This window comes from Sporolactobacillus sp. THM19-2, assembly GCF_004153195.1.
GTDB lineage: Bacteria > Bacillota > Bacilli > Bacillales > Sporolactobacillaceae > Sporolactobacillus.
Genome location: NZ_SEMC01000012.1, coordinates 1 through 22,780, shown reverse-complemented (window position 1 = coordinate 22,780; position 22,780 = coordinate 1). Strand labels below are relative to the sequence as shown.

Genomic DNA, 22,780 nt, shown 5'->3' with positions numbered 1-22,780 from the left:
ATCACTTCATAGCCTGCTGCTCTTCCTGGTAATAGATCTTCTGAACAAGTCCTTTGAGCTCTATTTCTGTTCCGGCAATATATTCCAGGACAAAACCTTCACCAGCTATGTGAAGCTTTCGGGAATCCATCGCAAGGACCAGTTCATTCTCTGAAAAAGCAATCACTCCATGATGATTTTCGATACTGAGGCTGGATTGTCCGATCAGTGTGATTCTCGGTAAGCCTGTTATGACGTCTTCCGGAAGGTCGGAAACTTCCGTAAACCACTTTCTGAGCTTATCGGGCCATTTTCTCATGATCAATCCCACCTCATAACCACCATATGACTGATAAAACCGGCATAGCACTAAAAAAGCCCGCAGTTTTCACTGCAGGTCTTTACTGTTTGTTTTCACACGATGATTAAAGTCGATACAACCAGGATTCAGCCGGTACCTGCGACCTGCCCGTCAGCGATTCTTGCTTTATGGACTTTAGTACGTTAAACGGGAATACGAAGGCTTCTGGAGCGCTGAGTATACGAACGTCCATTAATGGGGAAATAAAAGGAGACGAAGGAAAATATGGCCAGCGCTTGAGACGCTGGCCGGTAATCCATGGTTTATCTTATAAGCCTTAGAACAAACTACCCCTTTTGAAGGGGGGGCTTGTTCATCGTGTATATGGCCGTTTATAAAAACGGTGCGGGCGTAAAGCACGTGGTTTTCCGATACATTCAGAGAGAATGAACGCCTGACGGACCCGTTCAGGTTGATGTATCCAGTCTCCGGGTCCAGGGGATTCCGGCTTCTTCGCAGGAAACGGTTTGTCCGGAGGCCCCTCTTTCCCGGCACCTGCTTTTTCCAGACGGCGACTGGCTTCAAGCATTTTTTTCTGCCATTCACTGGAAGCAGGAAGGTCAGGAACTGTTTCACTTTCAGGTTCAGGCTTTTTTTCCTGTACGGGTTGATCCGGAATCTGATCTTTAGAATCAGACACAGGAATCATCTTACCAGGCTCAATTCTCCCTCTTCTTTCCTGACGCCGTTTTCGTTCATTCTCATTTTGTTTTTCAACCGAGCGGGCAATATAGAAAATGAAAGCGATAACGGCAATGATGATTCCGACAAAACTCATGGAGGAGACAACTCCTTTTTACTTAGAATCATTCGGAGAGGTGTCTGAGGTTCCCTGATCTCCGAATGAATGACGCATTTCTGTATCAGCCTTAATGTTATTATAATTCATGTAATCCATAACGCCGAGTTTGCCTGCCCTGAGTGCAGCAGCCATTGCAAGAGGTACATCAGATTCTGCTTCAACCACTTTGGCGTGCATTTCTTCCACGCGGGCGCGCATCTCCTGCTCGCCGGCAACGGCCATTGCACGCCTTTCTTCAGCTTTGGCCTGAGCAATATTCTTATCGGCCTCCGCCTGTTCCGTCTGCAACATGGCACCGATATTTTTACCGATATCAACATCGGCAATATCAATGGAGAGGATTTCAAAAGCAGTTCCTGCATCAAGGCCCTTTTCAAGTACCGTTTTTGAAATCGTATCCGGATTTTTCAGAACATCCTTATGTGACGGAGAAGAACCAATCGTGCTCACAACACCTTCACCGACACGGGCAACAATGGTTTCTTCCCCGGCACCACCAACCAGTCTGTCGATATTCGCACGCACGGTAATCCGTGCTTTTACCTTCACTTCAATCCCATTGATCGCGACACCGGAAATGAAAGGCGTTTCAATAACTTTGGGATTAACACTCATCTGCACAGCCTGAAGTACATCTCTTCCGGCCAGATCAATCGCTGCTGTCCGTTCAAATGTCAGAGAAATATTTGCCCGGTGTGCGGCGATCAGTGCATTAACGACACGATCAACATTCCCCCCTGCCAGGTAGTGGCTTTCCAGCTGGTTCGTATGAAGGTCAAGACCGGCTTTCGTTGCTTTGATCAGAGGTTCAATGACGCGCCTCGGTACCACTCGTCTGAGCCGCATACCGATCAGAGTGAATATCCCGATTTTAACTCCTGACGACAGTGCCGATATCCAAAGCATAATCGGTACAAACGTAAACAGAATGACAAGACCAATAATAATCAGTGCAGCAATAATTAAAATACCTACCGTTGATGCATCCATGAACATCCTCATCCCCTTTAGTGGAATACTCTTAGTCAGACTATTCCTGTGTATAAAGAAAGCCCTGCTTGTGATCAACGCAAACAGAGCTTTTCATTTAATTTAATTTACTGCGAACAAGACGATTAATCAGGCTACCGTCAGCCCGGCCTTTTACCTTTGGCATGATGGCCTTCATCACTTTGCCAATTTCGGTCTTTGATACTGCTCCGACCTCTGAAATCACCTGATCAACAATAGAATTAACTTCATTCTCAGATAATTGTTCAGGCATGTAAGATTGAACAATAGCAATTTCTTTACGGACTTCATCGATCAGATCCTGCCGCTCGGCTTTCTTAAACTCTTGGAGGGAGTCTTTTCTTTGCTTAAGCTCATGGGTCAGGACTGAGAGCGCTTCTTCGTCTGACAACTCTTTACGGCGCCTGATTGACTCATTATGAAGCGATGTTTTGATCATGCGAATAACGGTGAGTCGATCTTTATCTCTTGCTTTCATCGCCTGCTTCATATCGGCAGTCAGTCGATCAACCAGGTTCATTGATCAAAACCCCTTCTCAGTATCTGCGACGTTTTTTACGTGCAGCCTCAGATTTTTTCTTACGCTTAACACTCGGTTTCTCGTAAGTTCTCCGCTTTTTAACTTCAGCTAAAGTACCGGATTTTGAAACCGAACGTTTGAAACGTCTTAATGCATCTTCAATTGATTCATTCTTTCGTACCCTCGTCTCGACCATCGTAGTTTCCCTCCCTCCGAAAACAAAAGCAGCTTAAACTGACATCCGTATGTCACTAGCCATTATATACGATAGATAACAAATTATCAAATATACGAAAGCGTTTTTTATCGTCCATCCGGAAGAGATCTGTCTCATTACAACATATTTTCTGCCCTGACCGACTGATTCACCCGCACGTTTCCCTTACTTTCAGTCATGGACAACCTCTCTCTTAAATAAAATAGGACGAGGTGGTCATTCGATGGATCAACAGATCATTATCCTGATTCTTTATATACTTCTCTTCCTGATTGGTATGGGTGTCATGACCGGAGGCATGCATGCGCTGGTCGGAGGACGGATGAAGGAAACACTGGAGCGCGCCGCAGACACCCCGTTAAAGGGCCTTTTTCTGGGAACCCTGGCTTCCATGCTTTTACAGAGCAGTTCAGCAGTAACGATCATCACGGTCGGACTGATCAGTGCACATGCCATGCGTTTCTCTCAAAGTGTCGGCGTCATTCTTGGAGCAAACATAGGAACGACATTGACCGGTGAAATAGCCGCTCTTCCGGTTGGATCACTGCATTATCTGTTTTTCGGTGCCGGATTTGTTCTCATGTGTCTGCCCTTCAGACGCAGCTTCCCGGTCGGTTCGCTGTTTTTCGGTATCGGTTGCCTCTTCGCATCGATGGCCGGATTCAGAAATCTCGCACAGCCGCTCGTCGAATCTGCTTTCATCCGTGATATCCTTATGGATGCGAATGACAATCTGCTTTATGCAGTCGTGGCAGGGACCCTTTTCGCAGCTGTTATTCAATCCAGCTCGGCCACCATGCTTGTCTGTATGGGGTTCCTTGATCATCAGCTTTTGTCACTGTCGACAGCCATTGCCATTATGCTTGGATCTAATATTGGGACGTGCATGACCACGTATCTGGCAGGTCTTGGAACCGGAAAAGAGGGAAGATGGACGGCTTATACACATATTCTCTTTAATCTTCTGAGTGTTGTGGTATTTTTCCCATTCATTACATTCTCAGCCGATCTGTTAATGGGTATTTCGGGCAGCGGTCGGGCGGCGCTCGCCCACGCATCAGTCATCTTTAATCTTGTCACTGCCCTGATTGCAGTGCCATTTGCAGGCATGTATGGCAGATGGGTAGAAAGAAACAGGTTGAACTGACACCATACAACCTATCACTTTCCATTCAGTGTACTGCCGCTTGCCGGTTGTTCTCGTCCAAAATACGGACAAACCGGCCTTCACTGACCGGATAATCCGTATGAGTCAGTTTCACACGGACCAGTTTGCCAACAATATCTCTTGACGGATAGCGGAATTTGACCTTGAGATAATTATCAGTAAACCCGACATAATACCCGTCCGGTTCGTGATGATTCAGCGGTTCTTCAGGAATCACTTCAAGAACTTTATCCTGATAATTTGCCGCATATTCCCTGGACAGCTGATTCGACAGATCAATCAGCCGGGTGACACGTTCATGTTTGATCTCATCCGGAACCTGATCGGGCATTTTGGCAGCCGGTGTCCCTGTTCGCTGTGAGTAAGGGAATACATGCAGTTCTGAAAAATGAAGATCCCTGATGAAGTCGAAAGTCTCCTGAAATTCTTCGTCTGTTTCTCCCGGAAAACCGACAATGACATCGGATGTTAAGGCAAAATCGGGCAGAGCTTTTCTCAAATTTGCAATTTTCTCTGCGAAAAACCCGGTTTTGTATTTACGATGCATCCGTTCAAGTACAGCATCTGAACCAGACTGAAGCGGTATATGAAGATGCCGGGCAATAATCTTTGACCGGTTGATTGTATCCACCACTTCATCGGTAATCTGGCTGGCTTCAATCGAAGATATCCGAAGCCTCTTCAGCCCGGAGACCTGAGCTTCAAGATCCCTCAGCAGATGAGCAAAATTATAGTTTTCCATGTCTTCACCATAACCTGCTGTATGAATGCCGGTAAGGACAATTTCTTTGTATCCGGCGTCTACCAGCTGCTGTGCCTGTTGAATGACATTTTCCGGTTTTCTTGAACGCAAAAGTCCACGTGCCCACGGAATAATGCAGAACGTACAAAAATTGTTACATCCCTCCTGAATTTTCAGGGACGCACGCGTACGATCGGTAAACTCCGGCACATCCATTTCTTCATAAACCTTTGCTTTCATAATATCGCTGACCCCGTTAATGGGTTCGCGCTCTTGTCTGTACTGATCAACATAACCAAGTAGTTTTTCCCTGTTCTGTGTACCGACAACGACATCAACACCGGGGATGGACATCACTTCAGCAGGTGACGTCTGTGCATAACAGCCGGTCACGCATATCACGGCATCCGGATTCCGGCGGATAGCCCGTCTGATGACCTGGCGACTCTTCTGGTCACCCGTATTCGTCACCGTACAGGTATTGATCACGTAGACATCCGCTTTTTTTTCGAACGCTCCACGTTCATAGCCTTGTTTTTTAAACAGCTGCCAAATAGCTTCGGTTTCATAGTGATTCACTTTACAGCCAAGTGTATGAAAAGCGACGGAAGGCATTTTTTATGGGCCACCTCACAAATTAATTTAATCGATGTACAGGTTACAGATCACCTTTTACAGAACCTGTCAGAAGTCTTTTTGAGCGGTCAGAGCAATCCAGTCACCCTTTTCCGACTCATTAAGAACATGCAGTCCTGCATCATGAAGGACTCGTCTGACCTGATCCTTTTTTGTATTAATAATGCCTGAAACAATCAGATAGCCCTTCCGGCGAAGGTGCCTGACCACTCCTTCTCTGATGAGCCGGATCACCAGCTCAGCCAGAAGATTTGCTGTAATCACATCGAATGTCTCTGTGATATGATCAATCAGATTATTCTGTCTGACAGTTACGGTTTTCTGAACTTTATTCAGGCGTACATTCAGCCTGGCTGATCGGACTGCTGTATCACTTAAGTCAACGGCAAGAACATGTTTTGCCCCTGATTTTGCTGCAGTAATAGAGAGAACACCGGTCCCCGTTCCCACGTCGAGTACTTCAGCACCAGGTGACAGACAGTTCTCCAGGGCTTCCATGCAAAGAACGGTTGTCGGATGCGTTCCTGTTCCAAAAGCCATGCCCGGATCCAGTTCGATCACCTGTCTTTTGGGATCTTCAGGCTGATAATCGATCCATGTCGGAATAATAATAAATGAACGGCCGACAGTAACCGGTTTATAATATTTTTTCCAGGCGGTTGCCCACTCTTCTTCATTATGTTCGCTGATGGAGAGCCGGTTTTCTCCCGGATCAATATCATAAATCAGCAGATTATTTAGTGCCTGTCGGATCTCTTCAACGGTTTCTCCAAGAAAACTGTTTACCGGCAGATAGGCCTTGACGTTAACTCCATCGGTCGGATAATCTTCCGGGTCAAGGTCGTAAACTTGCCCATCCGTATCACTGTGGTCCTGACTGAGGTCGCGCGAATCTTCGATAACTACACCACCGGCTCCAGCCTGATAGAGGATGCCTGTAACCGGTTCGATGGCTTCTTCAGTTGTGTGAATACAGATTTCCGACCATTTCATCGGGGGTACACTCCGTTCATCCTTATTCATCAATCCGCTTTAAACACTTTTTTCTTCATTTTATCAAACAGGCTCTCGCTTTCGCTGTTCATGGCACCGCCTTTGACACCGGCAAGTTTTCTGAACAATTGTTTTTCCTCGTCCGTTAAATGTTTCGGAGTCATCACCTTAACGGTGACATGCTCATCACCCTGCCCGTATCCTCTGACATTTTTAATTCCTTTACCTCTCAGGCGGAACTTTGTACCGGTCTGTGTACCTGCCGGGATGCGAAGCTTTACATTTCCATAAAGTGTGGGCACTTCAATTTCATCACCGAGGGCGACCTGAGCAAAGCTCAGAGGAATTTCAATATTGACGTTATCACCGTCCCTCTGGAATACTTTATGCGGCTTAACTGTAAACACAATATACAGATCACCCGCCGGGCCGCCGTTGATACCGGCACCGCCCTGACCGGAGAGCCGGATTTGCTGTCCGTCATCAATTCCGGCAGGCACTTTGACCTCGATCTTCTTATTGACTCTGATCTTCCCGGAGCCACCACATGTATGACAATGATTTTTAATAATTTTCCCGGTACCACTGCAATAGGGGCAGACACGCCTGTTCACAATCCGGCCGAAAGGCGTATTCTGTTCCGTATTCATCTGGCCTGTACCATGACAATGTTTGCAGGTTTCAGGATGTGATCCCGGTTGTGCACCTGAACCGTGGCAGGTTGTGCAGGTCTCTTCCTTTGGGATCCTGATATTTTCTTTTTTCCCGAATGCGGCTTCTTCAAAAGTAATCGACATGTGATACTGCAGATCATCACCCTGTCTTGGTGCATTCGGATCGCGTCTTCTGCTTCCTCCGTTAAAGATCTGATCGAAAATATCACCAAAGCCGCCAAAGTCCCCACTGAATCCCTGACCACTGAAACCGCCAAATCCGCCCTGATCCTGGCCCTCTTCACCAAACTGATCATATTGCTGTCGTTTCTGCGGGTCGCTCAGCACTTCATATGCCTTGGTAATCTCCTTAAACTTTTCAGCAGCGTCTGGACTTTTATTGACATCGGGATGATATTTCCTGGCCAGTTTTCGAAATGCCTTTTTTATTTCGTCCTTGGAGGCCTCTTTATTCACGCCAAGGATTTCATAATAATCCCGCTTACTCATCAAATCACTCCCGAAATGATTTCACGTTAAATTAAATCATAACATCTGGATAGTCTGTTAAGCAAGAAAAAGCCAAAGCCAAGACGCTTGTCTGACTTCGGCTTTTCTAACAATCAGCAGATCTTTTTCATACTCGATTATTTCTTTTTGTCTTTGTTCTTGTCATCATCATTGACTTCATGGTAATCAGCATCGACGACATTGTCATCTTTGCCATCTTTTTTCCCTGAACCCTTCTGGGCTCCCTTACCATTTTGTGAAGCCTGCTGATACAGTTTCACGGACAGTTGCTGGACCACTTCGTTCAGTTCATCCTTAGCCTTCTTAATGGCCTCTGTATCTTTGCCGTCCAATGCTTTTTTCAGTTTATTTTTGGCATCTTCAGCTTTGGATTTTTCCGAGGAGTCAACTTTATCACCCAGATCTTTCAGTGTTTTATCCGTAGCGAAAATCAGCTGATCCGATTCGTTACGCAGGTCCACTTCTTCCTTACGTTTTTTATCCGCTTCTGCATTTGCTTCAGCATCTTTAACCATTTTATCGATTTCTTCATCACTCAGACCTGAAGAAGATTTAATGGTGATCGACTGTTCCTTATTCGTGCCCTTATCCTTGGCTTTAACATTAACAATGCCGTTTGCATCAATTTCAAAAGTGACTTCAATCTGAGGGACACCACGCGGTGCCGGCGGGATGTCGGTCAGCTGAAAACGTCCCAGTGTCTTATTATCAGCCGCCATCTGACGTTCACCCTGAAGGACATGAATATCAACAGCTGTCTGATTATCGGCTGCGGTTGAAAAGACCTGTGATTTACTCGTCGGAATCGTTGTGTTACGGTCAATCAGCTTTGTGAAGACGCCGCCCATCGTTTCAATACCCAGGGAAAGTGGTGTCACATCGAGAAGAACAACATCTTTTACATCACCAGCCAGAACACCGCCCTGAATGGCCGCACCGACGGCGACGACTTCATCCGGGTTAACTCCCTTGCTGGGTTCCTTACCAGTCAGATTTTGAATGGCCTTCTGTACGGCCGGAATACGTGTTGATCCACCGACAAGAATAATTTTATCAATGTCGTCCATCGTTAAATCGGCATCTGACAGTGCCTGACGGACAGGACCCATCGTGGATTCAACCAGATCAGAAGTCAGTTCATCGAATTTAGCACGTGTCAGAGTGGTTTCAAGATGCTTCGGTCCGGTTGCATCCGCAGAAATGAACGGCAGAGAAATCTGGGCCTGGCTGACCCCTGAGAGTTCCTTCTTTGCCTTTTCAGAAGCATCCTTCAGACGCTGCAGGGCCATTTTGTCGCCGGAGAGATCAATACCCGTTTCATTTTTGAACTGTTCGATCAAATATTTAATGATCCGCTGATCGAAATCGTCACCGCCCAGATGGTTATTTCCTGCGGTTGCCTTTACTTCAAAAATTCCATCGCCAAGATCAAGGATCGACACATCGAATGTTCCGCCACCAAGGTCAAATACCAGAATGGTCTGATCGCCTTCCTTGTCAAGGCCGTATGCCAGAGACGAAGCGGTCGGTTCATTAATGATTCTCAGAACATCAAGACCGGCGATTTTACCTGCATCCTTTGTCGCCTGACGCTGTCCATCGTTAAAATAGGCAGGAACAGTGATAACTGCCTTCTCCACTTTTTCTCCAAGGTAAGCTTCAGCATCTGCTTTGAGCTTTTGAAGGATGATGGCTGAAATTTCCTGAGGTGTATATTTTTTCCCTTCAATTTCAACTTTGTAATCCGAACCCATGTGTCTCTTAATAGAGAGGACAACGTTTGGATTCGTTACTGCCTGACGCTTTGCTACTTCGCCAACCTGACGCTCACCATTTTTGAATGCTACAGCTGATGGAGTTGTCCTTCCGCCTTCCGGATTTGGAATGACAACGGGTTCGCCACCCTCCATGACAGCCACACATGAATTTGTCGTACCCAAATCAATGCCGATAATTTTACTCATGTTCATTTTCCTCCCAGATAATTAAAAGCAATCTTATTAAATCACCATGTGATTTATGCGCTGACTTTAACCATAGCCGGACGGATCACCCGTCCGTTCAATGTATATCCTGCCTGAAGCACCTGAGTGACAATGCCTGAATCGTGCTCATCACTTGCCTCCTGCATAACCGCCTGATGGAAATTAGGGTCAAACGGTTTGCCAAGGGAATCAATTTCTTCAACGCCTTCTTTTTTCAGCGCTTTTTCCAGTTTGCCAAGGACCATTTCCATACCCTTTTTGAGCGCGGCACCATCATCAGACACGGTTTCAACTTCAAGAGCCCTTTTGAAATTATCGAGTATCTCAAGCATATCTGTTACAAGATCCTGTGCCCGGTATTTTCTGGCCTCAGCTTTTTCTTTCACCGAGCGTTTGCGGTAATTATCAAAATCTGCCTGGGCGCGCATCCAGCGTTTTTTCAGATCATCTGATGTTTTCTTCAGTTCTTTGATCTGAGTTGCCTGTTCGGCTATTTTCTTCTGAAGCTGTTTGGGATCCTGAACAGTTTCTTCTGTCTTTTCATCAGACTTAGTTTCTTTTGTTTCTTCCTTTTCATTTTCATCCTGATGTGATTCAGAAGCATTTTCCTTCGGAGCCGTATCTGTCTCCTCAGTTGCTTTAGTTCCCTTTACGTTTTTATTTACTTTTTCTTCGTTTTTATCCTTCATTCCTTCATTTGCCTGACGCGACATATCCTCACCTCCTGAAATGATTGCAACATAAAAAGATTATCTTTTTTCAACTCTCCTGTCACTTAATGCACTTGTTAAAATCTTTGACAGCAGATCAATCAGTGTGACCACCCGAGGATAGGCCATACGTTTTGGACCAATCACAGCAACTGTGCCGAGATGTTCGCCACCGACGGTATAAGTCGTCGTGATCAGACTGCAGTCCTCAATACCATTCAGCTTGTTTTCACGACCGATGCGAATATGCAGTCCGCCGGGCGGCATGTCCAGCAGCTCACGAACGAGGTCTTTACCTTCTAATACGTTGAGCAGCTGAATTACTTTGTTAATGTCCTGAAATTCCGGTTGCGCCAGCATGTTGCTTTTGCCACTATAAAAAATTTGTTCCGGATCGTCAATGGTCAATCCTTCGGTCAAAAGATCCATCACCCGCTCATAATAGCTGACATTATCTCTGAGTACACTGCGAATTTCCGTATTGAGCCGGCTCTGCAGCTGATAGAGCGGAACCATATCCAGTTTATCATTAAGGATATTAACCACTTTTTCTATATCCTCCGCCCTGATTCCAGCCGGAAGCGAAACAACCCGGTTCTCCACGTGACCTGTATCCGTAACAATAATAAGAACACCCTGGACATCGGATAACTTGATTAGCTGGATATGTTTCAGTTTCATATCCAGAAGTTCAGGTCCCAGCATAATCGCCGTATAATTCGTAAACTCAGAGAGGATCTTAGCTGTCACACGGATCATTTCATCTGTTTCCAGAAATTTTTCCCGATATACCCCGCGAATATCTGTTAATTCCTTTTGGGTCAGAGTTGCCGGAGAAAGAAGATGGTCAACGTAAAAACGATACCCCTTCTCAGACGGCACACGCCCCGAAGAGAGATGTGTTTTCTCAAGGTAACCCATCTCTTCCAGATCTGCAAGATCATTACGAATCGTTGCCGGACTGAAATGGACATCATCGCGTTTGGCAATCGAACGCGATCCTACGGGTTCAGCCGTAACGATATAATCATTAACCAGAAGCTGTAAGAGAAACAACTGGCGTTCCGTCGGCATTCCATGTCACCTCTGTTAGCACTCTCACTTAACGAGTGCTAATTCTACAATAAAATTTACCAACTTCTAGTCCATTTGTCAAATGGTTCACGACAATAAAAACGCTTCAAAAACGTTATTTCCCAAAAAAGTGCCCTTCGTGGATAAACGGATTCGATCTTCCTTTTCAATTAAAAGACCTTCATGGATTAACTGATCGATTTGCCGTCCATATATGTCTGACATCGATCGATGGAATTTTTTCAAAAACCGGCGCTGGCTTACGCCTTTCATCATCCTCAATCCAAGAAACATTTCTTCTTCCATTTTTTCTTTTTCCGTGACCTGATGTTCCAACACTCTTGCATGATTTTTTTGCCTGACATTTGCGATATATTTTTTTAAAGGTCCCGCATTTGCATAACGCGTTCCTCTGACATACCCGTGCGCGCCGGCTCCGATTCCATAGTATTCTTTGTTCTGCCAGTAAAGCGAATTATGGATCCCTTCATAGCCCGGCTTCGCAAAATTACTGATTTCATATTGCCGGAGTCCGCTTTCCTCTAATTTCAGTATGATCTGGCCATACATATCCGCCTCGATATCCTGTCCGGGCAGTCTGAGTTTTCCGCTTTTCATCCGATTGTAAAAAATGGTTTTGGGCTCAATCTGCAGTGAATAAATAGATATGTGCGGCATGCCCAGCTCTATCGCGCGTTCCAGTGAGTTGTGCAGCGACGTCTCCGTCTGTCCCGGCAGAGCGAACATCAGATCAAGTGTTATATTATGAAAGCCGGCTGACCGGATGCGGCGAATGGCGTTTTCCGCTTCAGATGCCGAATGAGCACGGCCGATTGTTTTCAGCAATGCATCATCAAAGGATTGTACGCCGACACTCAGCCGCGAGACCCCATGTTGCTTCATCAGATCTAATTTTTCTTCATTCAAATTTTCAGGGTTCACTTCAACGGTGTATTCACGGATACCGGGGTGCTGCAGATGTTTCTCAACCATGTCCATCAGCCGGCTGAACTGTGCATCATTGAGTGCTGTCGGCGTTCCTCCGCCGATATAGATTGTTTCTGCAGGTCCCATCGCCGCATAAAAGGCCATTTCTTTCTCCAGTGCATCCAGATAGGCATCCACCGGCTGATTTTTGATAAATACTTTATTAAAATCGCAGTAAAAACAGATATGATTGCAAAAAGGGATATGTATGTAGGCACCTCTTTCCACTCTGTCAGTCATCGTGACTCATCCTGAACACGGCCATGAAGGCTTCCTGCGGGACTTCTACATTGCCGACTGCCTTCATCCTTTTTTTACCTTCTTTCTGTTTCTCAAGCAGTTTACGCTTTCTGGATACATCACCACCATAGCATTTTGCAAGGACATTTTTCCGTAACGCTTTAATATTTGAGCGGCTGATAATCTTCTGGCCGATTGCCGCCTGAACAGGAACTTCAAATTGTTGCCGAGGTATCAGTTCTTTCAGTTTTTCTACAATAGCCCTGCCACGCTCATAGGCAAATTCTTTATGCACAATCACCGAAAGCGCATCTACCTTTTCCCCGTTGAGTAAAATATCCATCTTTACCAGATCACTGGCTCTGTATCCGTCCATTTCGTAATCCAGAGAGGCGTATCCTTTTGTATTGGATTTCAGAGAGTCGAAGAAATCATACATAATCTCGGAAAGCGGGAGCGTATAAATGACGTTCGACCGTTTTTCGTCAAGATATTCTATCGTTCCGAATTCACCGCGCTTTCTCTGGCAAAGTTCCATAACCGCTCCGATATAGTCGTTCGGCGTCATTATTGTCGCCTTAACATAGGGTTCTTCGATTTCATCGATGTATTTTCTCTCAGGCATATCTGCCGGGTTACCCACCCTGACCATTGTTCCATCTGTCTTTTTTACCTTATAAATGACGCCCGGTGCTGTCGCAATCAGATCAATATTGAATTCACGTTCGAGCCGTTCCTGAACAATGTCCATGTGCAGAAGCCCGAGAAAACCGCAGCGGAAGCCGAACCCGAGTGCTTCAGATGTTTCCGGTTCATACTGCAGGGCTGCATCGTTCAATTCCAGTCGTCCAAGTGCTTCACGCAGATCATCATAGCGCGCATTATCTATCGGATAGAGACCGCAGTAAACCATCGGATGCTTCCTGCGGTATCCTGGCAGCGGCTTTGATGCCGGCTGTTCAGCAGAAGTAACTGTATCCCCCACCCGCGTTTCATGCACAGACTTGATCGCCGCCGTTAGAAACCCGACATCACCGACGGTCAGGCTGTCACGCGTCTCTATCTTTGGCGTTGAAACACCGACTTCGGTGACTTCAAATATTTTACCATTTGACATCAGTTTTATTTTGTCGCCAACCTTCACGGTCCCGTCCATCACACGAATGTAGACGACAACGCCTCTGTACGTGTCATACAGCGAGTCGAAAATCAAGGCACGCAGTGGCGCATCCGGATCGCCCTGCGGTGCTGGTATTTTTTCAATGATCTGTTTTAATATCTCATCTGTTCCAATTCCTTTTTTGGCTGATGCCAGAACGGCGTCTGATGCATCCAGTCCGATCACATCCTCAATCTCTTTCTTTACTCGATCAGGGTCTGCATTTGGAAGATCAATTTTATTAATAACAGGTATAATTTCAAGGTTATTTTCCAGTGCGAGATAGACATTGGCCAGCGTCTGCGCCTCAACCCCCTGCGCTGCATCAACGACAAGTATAGCTCCCTCACAGGCTGCAAGACTGCGCGACACTTCATAAGAAAAATCAACATGGCCCGGTGTATCAATTAAGTGGAAAATATACGTTTCGCCCTCAGGTGTGTGGTATGTCAGCTCAACCGCGTTAAGTTTGATCGTTATTCCACGCTCCCGCTCCAGGTCCATGGCATCAAGGGCCTGCTCCTTCATCTCTCTTTTGGTCAGAGCCTGGGTGGCTTCGAGTATACGATCGGCAAGTGTTGATTTTCCGTGATCAATATGAGCGATAATAGAAAAATTACGAATATGCGACTGCCTGCTCTTTTTGGTATCCGACATGTATGGTCCTCCTGCTCTGAAGAAAAGCCTGGCTTAAACAGGTTTTTCTGAACCTTTTTTCTGCAAAACTTTGATCCTTTGATCCTGTCTTAAAGTGCAAAAAAGCCGGTTCATGAATGATTATAACAATCACACCCGGCCGTTTCAACGCGGGCTGGCCAGACAGGCAGGGGCTGCTTCAGAGGAAGACATGAATGATGTGCTCAACGATGGATGCGATGAAATGGACACCAGACAGGAAAAGGGCTGATATTTTTTCTGAAATCGAATCTCCCGCGCGCCCGATCTCTTCAGGCTCATCTGGCGAATCACTCGGATACAGAGCCGGAGTGTCATTCGGCGGAGACTCCGGTTCCGGAATCACAATCTGCTGTGCGGGCGTCATGCTTTGACTCGCATGCTGCGCTTCGCGTATGGATACGGAGCCATAAAGCACACAGATCAGAAGGAGGGAAAAGATCACCAGACTTTCGATTAATACTCTTTTGATCATGTTCAACCCCTCCTCCTTTTGGCTTGTCCTGTTACTCCATTTTATTCAATCTCAAAGAAAAACATGCCTGATCGTGCCAAAAATGAAAAAACTCCTGCATCAGACTTTTTCTTGCAGGAGCCGTCCAAAAAAACATATCAGATTCAATTCAAATGGATATCCGCCACTTTCAATGCGTGAAGTGCCCGACATTTTCCTGATTCACAAGGCTGTGAAGTGCGGCGTTCAGTCCCTGTGCCAGCACATTTCCCATCTTCTCAATAAAAAAATCAACCTCCTTCGGTGTGACCATCAGCCGGGTACCTGATGCACCCAGGGCTTCCTGAATCAGCTGTTCTTTTTCCTCTGTACTTAACGTGCCGACCATGCCAAGAAAGGCAGCCCTGTTTTCTTTACTCGGCATCTGCCAGGATCCGGGGTCTTCCTTCCTGCCAGGGGGCAGAAAGGATGGAACAAGCGAACTGGAAGGACTTGTATTGTTCATCTGGTGCCCGAGATGCCTTAGAACAAGATCCAGCACATCACTGGTGATCGTGACAGCATCAACAACGGTCGGGATACCGACGGCAATGACCGGAATACCGAGTGTGTCCCGGCTTAACTCCTTACGGTTGTTTCCGATTCCTGAGCCGGGATGAATGCCGCTGTCAGCAACCTGTATGGTTGTATTGACACGTTCAATCGATCGCGCAGCAAGAGCATCAACAGCAATCAGAAAATCCGGCTTCGTCTTTTCGATCACACCGAGGATGATATCGCTCGTTTCAATTCCTGTTACTCCCATAACACCCGGCGTTATGGCACTTACCGGCCGATATCCTTTTTGCACATTCTGCGGCTGGAGATCAAAAAGGTGCTTCGTGACAAGGACATTTTCCACAACCGCCGGCCCGAGAGCGTCCGGGGTCACTTTCCAGTTCCCAAGGCCAACCACCAGGCAGGTGGCATCATGAGAAATATTGAGGTCCTTTAGAAATTGCGCAAAGTAACGGGCAAAAACTTTCTCTGCTTTTTCCTCTGCTTCTGTGTCTCCGGACCTCAGTAATTTTGCCTCAAAGGTCAGATACAGTCCTGGTTTTTTTCGAATTGACGCAGCTGCATCAGGATGAATCCTCATCCGGGTTATGTTTATTCCATCTTCAACCTTTTCATCCATTGTCACCCCATTTAGTCCTGAACCCTTTTTTACACCTGATTCGATGGCAAGGTCTGTACGCACGCCATAATATTTTATATCCAGAGCGTTTTCCATTGATGATTCCTCCGTCCTGTCTTTCCTGTCTATTCAAAGGATGTTCCTTCTTCAAAATTTCATTCATACATTGCAAAAGCAAACGGGCTTTGATACAATACACTTTGTCAGTATGAATCACGTAAGGTATTATGGCTGCATTTCCGGGACCATCGCCGTTCCTGCAGCCTTTTGATTATGCCTGGCCGGGAATTTCATGATTTGGAGGTGAACGGAATGCCTAACATTAAATCAGCCATTAAACGCGTAAAAACAAGCGAAGCCAATCGTCTGCACAATGTGCAGATAAAGTCTGCCATGCGCACAGCGATCAGATCATTTAACTCAAAAGTTGATGATCAGGATGTTGAAGGTGCAAAAGCTGCTTTTCTGGCCGCAACGACCAAAGTTGATAAAGCTGCAAATAAAGGTTTGATTCACAAAAATAAGGCAGCCAATGAAAAAGCACGGCTGTCCAGAAAACTGAACGGTCTCAATGCATAAAGAGGGAATAAAAAAAGATCCGCCAGCCGGCGGATCTTTTTTTTACCCGATTTCACGATGTCTCTGATATCCTGTGAATAAGTAGTTCAAGGGCAAGAATTTTGTCAGCCTGTCCCGTTTTTATCTGATAATCCGTTTCTGTACATTTTTCCAGAGCATACTTCAACATAGATGGTGTATACAAACGCGTCTGTTCGCCCGCAAGTTTCACTGCGTACGGATGCACACCGATTTTTCCGGCAATACTTCTCTGAGTAAACCCCGCATCCCGATAACAGGCAACCTGATAGGTAATCCGAAATTGCCGCTCCAGGAGGGCGAGCAGCTTAAGCGGCTCCTCTTTCATACTGATCAGTTCATGAACCAGATGCAGCGCTTCTGCTGTCTTTTTCTGCATCACTTTATTGACAAGCAAAAAGACATTTGTCTCCAGTGATCTTGAACAGATCTCAAGGACAACCTCCCGGTCAACAGGACGCTCCCGTCCACAGTACAGCGCGCATTTTCCGGCTTCGCTGGCCAGCCGGGCCAGGTCTGTCCCCACAGAAGCAACCAGCTGTTCATGACCGCTTTTTGTGTAGACGGCACCATACGAAGCAACAATCTGGCTGAGAATCTGATACAGAGTGTGATCGGATAATCCGTTCAGTTCATAGACCCGCGCCGATTTTTCAAGAGTTTTAACAAGCTTTTTTCTCCGGTCCAGTTTTTCATAAGGGGCAACGAGAAGCAATACGGTCCCGGGCGAAGGATTCTGGAGGTACTGTTCCAGTTTTTTCGGATTTTGTTCCACTTTCGGCTTGGCTCGTTCAGATGCCAGAAAATAGGAATTTTCGAGTATGACTGCCTTTTTTTCACCCAGAAAAGGAATCGTATCAGCATCCTCCAGCGCGGTCTCAAGTGATACTTTGAGCATATCATACGTGGATAGATTAAAATCACGGTCTTCGCCCTCAAGTGCTTCATTGATCAGATTTTTTTCCATCAGACGAATCAGATAATCCTGCTTTCCGAACAGAAGATAGACGGGTGCAAGGGGCTTTTGAATCGACAAATCAGCGTTTTTGGCTTTAACCATGTTCACCGCCCCTCTCTATCACTACTTTACCGTCTGAGCGATTTTCTGGCAAGAAGGAAAAGGGCAGCTTTTTCAAGCCGCCCTGATTTATATGAACGTCTGCGGGCGAAACCTAGGATAGCGCCGGCAGGACGATGCTCGATTCTGTTTCTATGTTATCCTATGTCGGTGCAAACTATGGGTGACAACGTATGACAGCCGGGAAAAATTATGGAAAATCACACTTAATCCTTTATCGCCGCCGTTTCGATACGAAGAATCTGCCGGTCATTGAAAAAGAAGCGGATGGCTCCGTCCCTGTCAGTTCGCAACGTTCGCATATTGTATTTGTTCAATTTATCCAGCACTTCAGCGTGCGGGTGTCCATATCGATTATTTTTACCTGCTGAAACGATACCGACAGACGGCCGGACCGACTGCAGCAACAGCTCCGAAGTAGATGTCCGGCTGCCATGGTGCCCGAGTTTGAGTATATCTACATGCAAAGCCGGGAATTGTGCTAATAAATCTCTTTCACCGTGAACAGACAGATCTCCGGTGAACAGCCATTTTTTTCGGCCAAGTTCGGTAAAGATCACGACGGAATTGTCATTACTTTCCGCGGATCGATCCAGACGGGCCATCACAGTAAATGGATGATCCCCTGTTGTGAATGTATCCCGGGATCTGACTGAGGCCAGTTGTGTCCCCTCCCGGACAGCCCTTTCGAACCATGCGATATCCTTCCCATCCGGGTCAAAATATGGACTGACAAGCATGCTTTTTATGGGTATCGATCCCACAAGGCTCTCCATACCACCGACGTGATCATGATCTCTATGTGTCAGAACGACAACATCAAGTTTATTGATCCGCATCGCTCTCAGCTCATGGAGAACGACATCTCTTCCGACTTCAAAGGGATGATTCTTTATGCGCCATTTCTCCTGAGAAAAAACCGGTGTCCCGCCACTGTCAATTAAAATATTTCCCTGTCTGTGCGGCAGCCGGATCAAGATACTGTCACCCTGACCCACATCAAGAAAAGTAACTGAGCCCAGGGGGTTTATCAGATCTGCGCCATATACCAGAAGATAAACCACCAGGAAGGATCCGATGGGGTAACACAAAGCCGATTTATTCTGCCGACTTTCCCACAGAATAAGGGCAACGGCAAATAAGACCACAGAACAGGCAAGCATCCACGGGGCCATCGCTCCATAATTCAGGTCAAGAACCGGATGATGGTAAAGGTAGAGCAGAATATTGTGGGGCACGAGCAGAAGGCTGTCCATAAATGACGACATGACCGGAGCAAACGATACGGAAAAGAGCGTCATAAAATAAGACACGGCAGCCACAGGAAGAATAATTAAAGTAATAAACGGAACAAAAAAGATGCTGAGAAAAAATCCGGTGAATGACAACTGATAAAACTGATAGACTGCAAATGGAAAAGCAGCTAATTCACTCATTACAGCCATCATAAAGACCCGGGTGAGTGGGGATCGATATTTCTGATTGATGATCGGGGCACATAAGATCACCATAAAAGTCACAGTGAACGATAGTTGAAAGCCGATGTCAAACACGACATAAGGGTCAAAAAAGATCATCATCAGGCAGGACAGACTGAGGACGTCCGTAATCAGAAGTTTATGACACTTCAGCAGGACTGATCCAAGTAACAGGCAGGCAGTCAGAGCCGATCTGACAACAGAAGGCTCTGCCCCAGTAACAACCGCATACAGTGGAATCAGAAACATAATGAGAACTGAGATATGCTCCCGAACCATACCGATTCTTTTCAGTACAAAATACAGACAACCAAAAATGACGGCAATGTGCATCCCCGAGACGACAAGCAGGTGCACCAGACCAAATAATTGATAGGCATTGGACAGGTTCGAATCAAATGCCTGGTCTTCCCCGAAAATCAGGGCATTAATCATCCCGGCCGCAGTCGGTGAAAACAGGCTGTATATCCGGTCCACCTGATGCTGCCGAAACCGTTTCAGGTCATCCACCGGCGAGGCGCGGTCGTGGATAATCACCGGTGGCCCGTCCGCCTGAAGTTCCCGGAAAATATGATGCTTTTCAAGATAATCCCTGTAATTAAAGGCATAGAAATTTGTCGGGAGAGCGGGCCGGTCGAGAACCCCGGATACGCGGCAGACGAGTCCGGGCATAAGTCCGCGCTTTAGTTGCTCCTTCTCTGTCTCAGTACGTATCCTGTATGTAACAAGGACTGCTTCGTGTGAAGGCGTCTCCAGAATGTAACGAAGCCGGTCACCATCAATGACGGGGATCTCCCTTATTTTACCGGTCAACAGGTTCTGCCGTGGAGAGAGACCGGATGCATTGATTTGGAAAAAAAAGACATCCGCTGCAACTGCAACACCGATAACGGTCAGAGCGCCCAGCATCAGGAACTTTTTCCTGATGCAGAGAAAGATTCCGTAACAGGCGAGAAGAACAAGCGGTACAGCAGGCTGCGTTCCTGCTGCGGCCCAGGCCGACAGGCAGGCACAAAAAGCTGCCAGATGCCATTTTGAGGTCAGCGTGATCATGTGCTGTGATGAAATAACCGTTTTTCCTGATCCCTGAAATGGCGCAACTCTTCTTCCCCTGCCCCGCGGATCTTCAGCTGATGAAGCACGGATTCCACAAAGTTAAGCTGCTTCTCATCCTCTTTACCTGTCCTGTCAAAAATATGACGAAAGGGTACTTTTTTCACTTCTACCCCTGCCTGGCGGTACAGTTTTCCCGCATAAGGATCATTCCGGTAATCATTTGTATAATAGACGCGCCGGATTCCCGCCTGAATAATCGCCTTCGAACAGGGCAGACAGGGATAATGCGTGACATAAATCTCCGCACCGTCAGTCGGCTCGCCGAATTTGGCACATTGCAGGATGGCATTCATTTCTGCATGAATGGTGCGTACACAGTGTCCGTCCACGACGTAGCATCCTTCATCAATACAATGGACACCACCGGAAATAGATCCATTATAGCCTCCGGCGATGATCCGTCTGTCACGGACAATGGTTGCACCGACCACAAGCCGTGTACATGTGCTGCGTGACGCCAGTAAATGACTTTGCGCCATAAAATATTCATCCCAGGATAGTCTGTTCATCGAGACATTCCTCCATCTTTTGGGTTTTCATTCTGTATCTTATTTTATCAAATGAATACTGAAAAATCGTATTCTTCCGATGAACAGTTCGTGCTCAATACCTGTAATCAGTGAAGGGTTGCAGAGGGTTTGATCTGTTCCAGCGACTTTTCTCCGATGCCGGAAACTTCTGTTAGCTCCTCCAGCGACTTAAAGGGCCCTTTTTCCTGCCGGTATTGAATAATCGCTTTCGCCTTGGATGGCCCGATACCCGGAAGGTTCTGCAAAGTCTGTTCATCTGCCGTGTTGACGTTCACCTTCTGGCCCGGACTTTCTTCACCACTCGAAGGCGCCTGAGCCGGAGCTGTCGGCGCCACAGGTATACCTTCAGGCGGCTTTTCCCCCTTTTCCGGAATATAAATAACCATCTCGTCGACGACCTTTTGTGCCAGATTAATTTGCTCCTCGTCTGCTTTCTTCGTTAATCCTCCCGCCCGGTTGATCGCGTCACTGACCCTTTCTGTCTCCTTCATCCGGTATATGCCCGGCCGGTTTACCTCACCTTTGATGTCCACAACAATTTCGTTTACCGGCGTTTTCTGCTCGGGACGGCCTGCCTCCGCTGTTTTCGATTCCTGAGTCTGATCAAAAATGTCCTGCGTCTTTAATGCTTCTGCGGCTTTCAAACCACTGAAATGCCTGTACGCGAAAAAAAGTGACAGACAGGCGACGATGATCAGCAGAATGATCATGAACTTGTGATCTCTCCATATTTTTTCCATACGTCACATCCATTCTGAAAAAATACACCGACAGCAGGATCCAGCCGAATATACATATTTCATGAATTCTGTTCATAAAGTTTCAGAAGGATAACGAACAGAATGAGGTGAAAGAATGAGGATCGGCGTGATTGGTACCGGAACGATTGGATCGCTGATCGTCGGTGCGTTCATTAACAGTAAATCCGTCAAGCCAAAAAACATATACGTCATGAACCAGACCCGTGAAAAAGCACTTGCTGTGGCTGAAAAATATCAAGGTGTAAACGTCTGCAGATCCGCGGAAGAGACGATTCATTCGTCAGACATCATTGTGATTTGCGTCAAACCGCTGCAATTCTTCCCATTGCTGGAACCGCTGCGCAGTCTGTGGCATACAGATCAGCTTGTGATATCTGTCACCAGTCCGATATCGGTTCCGCAACTGGAAAAACTGATCCCCTGCCAGGTGGCAAGAGTCATCCCCAGTATTGTGAATGAAGGACTGAGCGGTAACACGCTGGTTACGTTTGGTACACGAATGACTGATTTTCAAAAATTTAAGCTATGGAACCTTTTGGGGAATTTTTCGAAACCTGTTGAGATCAATGAAGAAAATATCCGCGTTGCATCAGATCTGTCCAGCTGCGGTCCTGCATTCCTGTCTTTTTTTCTTGAAAAGATGATTGATGGGGCAGTTGAGACAACATCTGTTTCCCGAAAAGAGGCCAGTCAGCTGGTCACGGAAATGATTATCGGGTTCGGCAGGCTGCTGGAGGATAACTCTTATTCTCTTTCTGAACTCAGAAAAAAGGTTACTGTCGAAGGGGGCGTCACAGGCGTGGGTCTGAATATTCTGGAACAGGCCTATCATTCCGAATTTAACCGTCTGTTCGCAGCAACACAGAAAAAATTTATTGAAGATCATCAGAAAGTAGACCCTCAGTTTAAGGTGCTGGATGATTAATGGCTCAGGCCCGCTGCCTTTCTTAATATCTGTTCGGTTCAGGCGATCGGGTTTCCTGCCTGAAAATGTGACGATTTATTGAATAGAATATAAACTAAAACTTGAAAGATAGAAAAGTGTCCCTGTTCCTTGCTGGTTCTATGTTCTTCCTGGATAAATTAGCTCAGGCTGCCGCTTTGGTCAGCCGTTCCCGATAGCTGGACGGCAGTTTTTTCAGAAAC

At 46.5% G+C, this 22,780-nt stretch carries 22 protein-coding genes; 3 read left to right on the top strand and 19 right to left on the bottom strand.

Annotated elements, in window-relative coordinates; translation table 11 throughout:
• Position 1: 1 nt before the first annotated feature.
• From yqfC to rpsU, 5 genes are all read right to left on the bottom strand, one after another.
• Positions 2–298: a sporulation protein YqfC gene (gene yqfC, locus EWH91_RS09595; RefSeq protein ID WP_129929832.1), complete on the bottom strand. Its 297-nt coding sequence runs from the start codon at positions 296–298 to the stop codon at positions 2–4.
• Between the two features lie 355 nt (positions 299–653).
• Positions 654–1,118: a hypothetical protein gene (locus EWH91_RS09590; protein ID WP_129929831.1), complete on the bottom strand. Its 465-nt coding sequence runs from the start codon at positions 1,116–1,118 to the stop codon at positions 654–656.
• Between the two features lie 18 nt (positions 1,119–1,136).
• Positions 1,137–2,132 (bottom strand): flotillin-like protein FloA, encoded by a 996-nt coding sequence (gene floA, locus EWH91_RS09585; protein ID WP_129929830.1) that lies wholly within the window; start codon positions 2,130–2,132, stop codon positions 1,137–1,139.
• Positions 2,133–2,229: 97 nt separating this feature from the next.
• Entirely contained in the window at positions 2,230–2,673 is a 444-nt protein-coding gene (locus tag EWH91_RS09580) for a GatB/YqeY domain-containing protein (RefSeq protein WP_129929829.1), read from the bottom strand.
• 16 nt (positions 2,674–2,689) lie between these two features.
• The gene (gene rpsU, locus EWH91_RS09575) at positions 2,690–2,869 is read right to left on the bottom strand and encodes a 30S ribosomal protein S21 (protein ID WP_129929828.1); all 180 of its coding nucleotides are present in this window, start codon (positions 2,867–2,869) and stop codon (positions 2,690–2,692) included.
• Positions 2,870–3,113: 244 nt separating this feature from the next.
• Here rpsU and EWH91_RS09570 point away from each other — a divergent pair, with 244 nt between their 5' ends.
• On the top strand, positions 3,114–4,037 hold the full coding sequence (locus EWH91_RS09570; protein WP_129929827.1) for a Na/Pi symporter: 924 nt from the start codon (positions 3,114–3,116) through the stop codon (positions 4,035–4,037).
• A gap of 25 nt (positions 4,038–4,062) precedes the next feature.
• On the opposite strand, the gene mtaB is transcribed toward EWH91_RS09570, so the two are convergent.
• From mtaB to gpr, 10 genes are all read right to left on the bottom strand, one after another.
• On the bottom strand, positions 4,063–5,415 hold the full coding sequence (gene mtaB, locus EWH91_RS09565; protein ID WP_129929826.1) for a tRNA (N(6)-L-threonylcarbamoyladenosine(37)-C(2))-methylthiotransferase MtaB: 1,353 nt from the start codon (positions 5,413–5,415) through the stop codon (positions 4,063–4,065).
• A 69-nt stretch (positions 5,416–5,484) separates the two neighbouring features.
• A complete protein-coding gene (gene prmA, locus EWH91_RS09560; RefSeq protein ID WP_129929825.1) occupies positions 5,485–6,429 on the bottom strand; it encodes a 50S ribosomal protein L11 methyltransferase in 945 nt (314 codons plus the stop codon).
• A 29-nt stretch (positions 6,430–6,458) separates the two neighbouring features.
• Positions 6,459–7,592 (bottom strand): molecular chaperone DnaJ, encoded by a 1,134-nt coding sequence (dnaJ, locus tag EWH91_RS09555; protein ID WP_129929824.1) that lies wholly within the window; start codon positions 7,590–7,592, stop codon positions 6,459–6,461.
• Between the two features lie 137 nt (positions 7,593–7,729).
• Positions 7,730–9,577, bottom strand: coding sequence for a molecular chaperone DnaK (dnaK, locus tag EWH91_RS09550; RefSeq protein WP_129929823.1), 1,848 nt, complete (start codon positions 9,575–9,577; stop codon positions 7,730–7,732).
• Between the two features lie 53 nt (positions 9,578–9,630).
• Positions 9,631–10,311: a nucleotide exchange factor GrpE gene (gene grpE, locus EWH91_RS09545; RefSeq protein WP_129929822.1), complete on the bottom strand. Its 681-nt coding sequence runs from the start codon at positions 10,309–10,311 to the stop codon at positions 9,631–9,633.
• Between the two features lie 36 nt (positions 10,312–10,347).
• A complete protein-coding gene (gene hrcA, locus EWH91_RS09540; RefSeq protein WP_129929821.1) occupies positions 10,348–11,382 on the bottom strand; it encodes a heat-inducible transcriptional repressor HrcA in 1,035 nt (344 codons plus the stop codon).
• A gap of 87 nt (positions 11,383–11,469) precedes the next feature.
• On the bottom strand, positions 11,470–12,609 hold the full coding sequence (gene hemW / locus EWH91_RS09535; RefSeq protein WP_129929820.1) for a radical SAM family heme chaperone HemW: 1,140 nt from the start codon (positions 12,607–12,609) through the stop codon (positions 11,470–11,472).
• Positions 12,602–14,425 carry a translation elongation factor 4 gene (lepA, locus tag EWH91_RS09530; RefSeq protein WP_129929819.1) on the bottom strand — a complete coding sequence of 608 codons (1,824 nt, stop codon included), beginning with the start codon at positions 14,423–14,425 and terminating at the stop codon, positions 12,602–12,604. The genes hemW and lepA overlap by 8 nt, the downstream gene beginning before the upstream one ends.
• Positions 14,426–14,603: 178 nt before the next feature.
• Positions 14,604–14,918 carry a hypothetical protein gene (locus EWH91_RS09525; protein ID WP_129929818.1) on the bottom strand — a complete coding sequence of 105 codons (315 nt, stop codon included), beginning with the start codon at positions 14,916–14,918 and terminating at the stop codon, positions 14,604–14,606.
• Between the two features lie 169 nt (positions 14,919–15,087).
• Positions 15,088–16,170 (bottom strand): GPR endopeptidase, encoded by a 1,083-nt coding sequence (gene gpr, locus EWH91_RS09520; RefSeq protein ID WP_129929817.1) that lies wholly within the window; start codon positions 16,168–16,170, stop codon positions 15,088–15,090.
• A gap of 216 nt (positions 16,171–16,386) precedes the next feature.
• Here gpr and rpsT point away from each other — a divergent pair, with 216 nt between their 5' ends.
• A complete protein-coding gene (rpsT, locus tag EWH91_RS09515) occupies positions 16,387–16,653 on the top strand; it encodes a 30S ribosomal protein S20 (RefSeq protein WP_129929816.1) in 267 nt (88 codons plus the stop codon).
• A gap of 52 nt (positions 16,654–16,705) precedes the next feature.
• Here the strand turns inward: rpsT and holA are convergent, their stop codons facing one another.
• The 4 genes from holA to EWH91_RS09495 all read right to left on the bottom strand — a co-directional run bounded on the left by holA (position 16,706) and on the right by EWH91_RS09495 (position 21,613).
• Positions 16,706–17,731 (bottom strand): DNA polymerase III subunit delta, encoded by a 1,026-nt coding sequence (holA, locus tag EWH91_RS09510; protein WP_129929815.1) that lies wholly within the window; start codon positions 17,729–17,731, stop codon positions 16,706–16,708.
• 224 nt (positions 17,732–17,955) lie between these two features.
• Positions 17,956–20,280: a DNA internalization-related competence protein ComEC/Rec2 gene (locus EWH91_RS09505; RefSeq protein ID WP_129929814.1), complete on the bottom strand. Its 2,325-nt coding sequence runs from the start codon at positions 20,278–20,280 to the stop codon at positions 17,956–17,958.
• Positions 20,277–20,852, bottom strand: coding sequence for a ComE operon protein 2 (locus tag EWH91_RS09500; protein ID WP_129929813.1), 576 nt, complete (start codon positions 20,850–20,852; stop codon positions 20,277–20,279). Before EWH91_RS09500 ends, EWH91_RS09505 begins: the two co-directional genes overlap by 4 nt.
• Positions 20,853–20,959: 107 nt before the next feature.
• On the bottom strand, positions 20,960–21,613 hold the full coding sequence (locus EWH91_RS09495) for a helix-hairpin-helix domain-containing protein (protein ID WP_129929812.1): 654 nt from the start codon (positions 21,611–21,613) through the stop codon (positions 20,960–20,962).
• A 115-nt stretch (positions 21,614–21,728) separates the two neighbouring features.
• Between EWH91_RS09495 and comER the strand changes: the two genes are divergently transcribed.
• On the top strand, positions 21,729–22,559 hold the full coding sequence (gene comER, locus EWH91_RS09490; protein ID WP_129929811.1) for a late competence protein ComER: 831 nt from the start codon (positions 21,729–21,731) through the stop codon (positions 22,557–22,559).
• Positions 22,560–22,780 lie beyond the last annotated feature (221 nt).

Bases quoted from the DNA above. Each gene is read 5' to 3' on its own strand.
- comER (WP_129929811.1), top strand. From the start codon at position 21,729: ATGAGGATCGGCGTGATTGGTACCGGAACGATTGGATCGCTGATCGTC.
- EWH91_RS09570 (WP_129929827.1), top strand. From the start codon at position 3,114: ATGGATCAACAGATCATTATCCTGATTCTTTATATACTTCTCTTCCTG.
- mtaB (WP_129929826.1), bottom strand. From the start codon at position 5,415: ATGCCTTCCGTCGCTTTTCATACACTTGGCTGTAAAGTGAATCACTAT.
- EWH91_RS09580 (WP_129929829.1), bottom strand. From the start codon at position 2,673: ATGAACCTGGTTGATCGACTGACTGCCGATATGAAGCAGGCGATGAAA.
- prmA (WP_129929825.1), bottom strand. From the start codon at position 6,429: ATGAAATGGTCGGAAATCTGTATTCACACAACTGAAGAAGCCATCGAA.
- gpr (WP_129929817.1), bottom strand. From the start codon at position 16,170: ATGGAAAACGCTCTGGATATAAAATATTATGGCGTGCGTACAGACCTT.
- grpE (WP_129929822.1), bottom strand. From the start codon at position 10,311: ATGTCGCGTCAGGCAAATGAAGGAATGAAGGATAAAAACGAAGAAAAA.
- rpsU (WP_129929828.1), bottom strand. From the start codon at position 2,869: ATGGTCGAGACGAGGGTACGAAAGAATGAATCAATTGAAGATGCATTA.
- rpsT (WP_129929816.1), top strand. From the start codon at position 16,387: ATGCCTAACATTAAATCAGCCATTAAACGCGTAAAAACAAGCGAAGCC.
- lepA (WP_129929819.1), bottom strand. From the start codon at position 14,425: ATGTCGGATACCAAAAAGAGCAGGCAGTCGCATATTCGTAATTTTTCT.
- EWH91_RS09500 (WP_129929813.1), bottom strand. From the start codon at position 20,852: ATGAACAGACTATCCTGGGATGAATATTTTATGGCGCAAAGTCATTTA.
- EWH91_RS09590 (WP_129929831.1), bottom strand. From the start codon at position 1,118: ATGAGTTTTGTCGGAATCATCATTGCCGTTATCGCTTTCATTTTCTAT.
- dnaK (WP_129929823.1), bottom strand. From the start codon at position 9,577: ATGAGTAAAATTATCGGCATTGATTTGGGTACGACAAATTCATGTGTG.
- dnaJ (WP_129929824.1), bottom strand. From the start codon at position 7,592: ATGAGTAAGCGGGATTATTATGAAATCCTTGGCGTGAATAAAGAGGCC.
- EWH91_RS09525 (WP_129929818.1), bottom strand. From the start codon at position 14,918: ATGATCAAAAGAGTATTAATCGAAAGTCTGGTGATCTTTTCCCTCCTT.
- hemW (WP_129929820.1), bottom strand. From the start codon at position 12,609: ATGACTGACAGAGTGGAAAGAGGTGCCTACATACATATCCCTTTTTGC.
- hrcA (WP_129929821.1), bottom strand. From the start codon at position 11,382: ATGCCGACGGAACGCCAGTTGTTTCTCTTACAGCTTCTGGTTAATGAT.
- holA (WP_129929815.1), bottom strand. From the start codon at position 17,731: ATGGTTAAAGCCAAAAACGCTGATTTGTCGATTCAAAAGCCCCTTGCA.
- floA (WP_129929830.1), bottom strand. From the start codon at position 2,132: ATGGATGCATCAACGGTAGGTATTTTAATTATTGCTGCACTGATTATT.
- yqfC (WP_129929832.1), bottom strand. From the start codon at position 298: ATGAGAAAATGGCCCGATAAGCTCAGAAAGTGGTTTACGGAAGTTTCC.
- EWH91_RS09495 (WP_129929812.1), bottom strand. From the start codon at position 21,613: ATGGAAAAAATATGGAGAGATCACAAGTTCATGATCATTCTGCTGATC.
- EWH91_RS09505 (WP_129929814.1), bottom strand. From the start codon at position 20,280: ATGATCACGCTGACCTCAAAATGGCATCTGGCAGCTTTTTGTGCCTGC.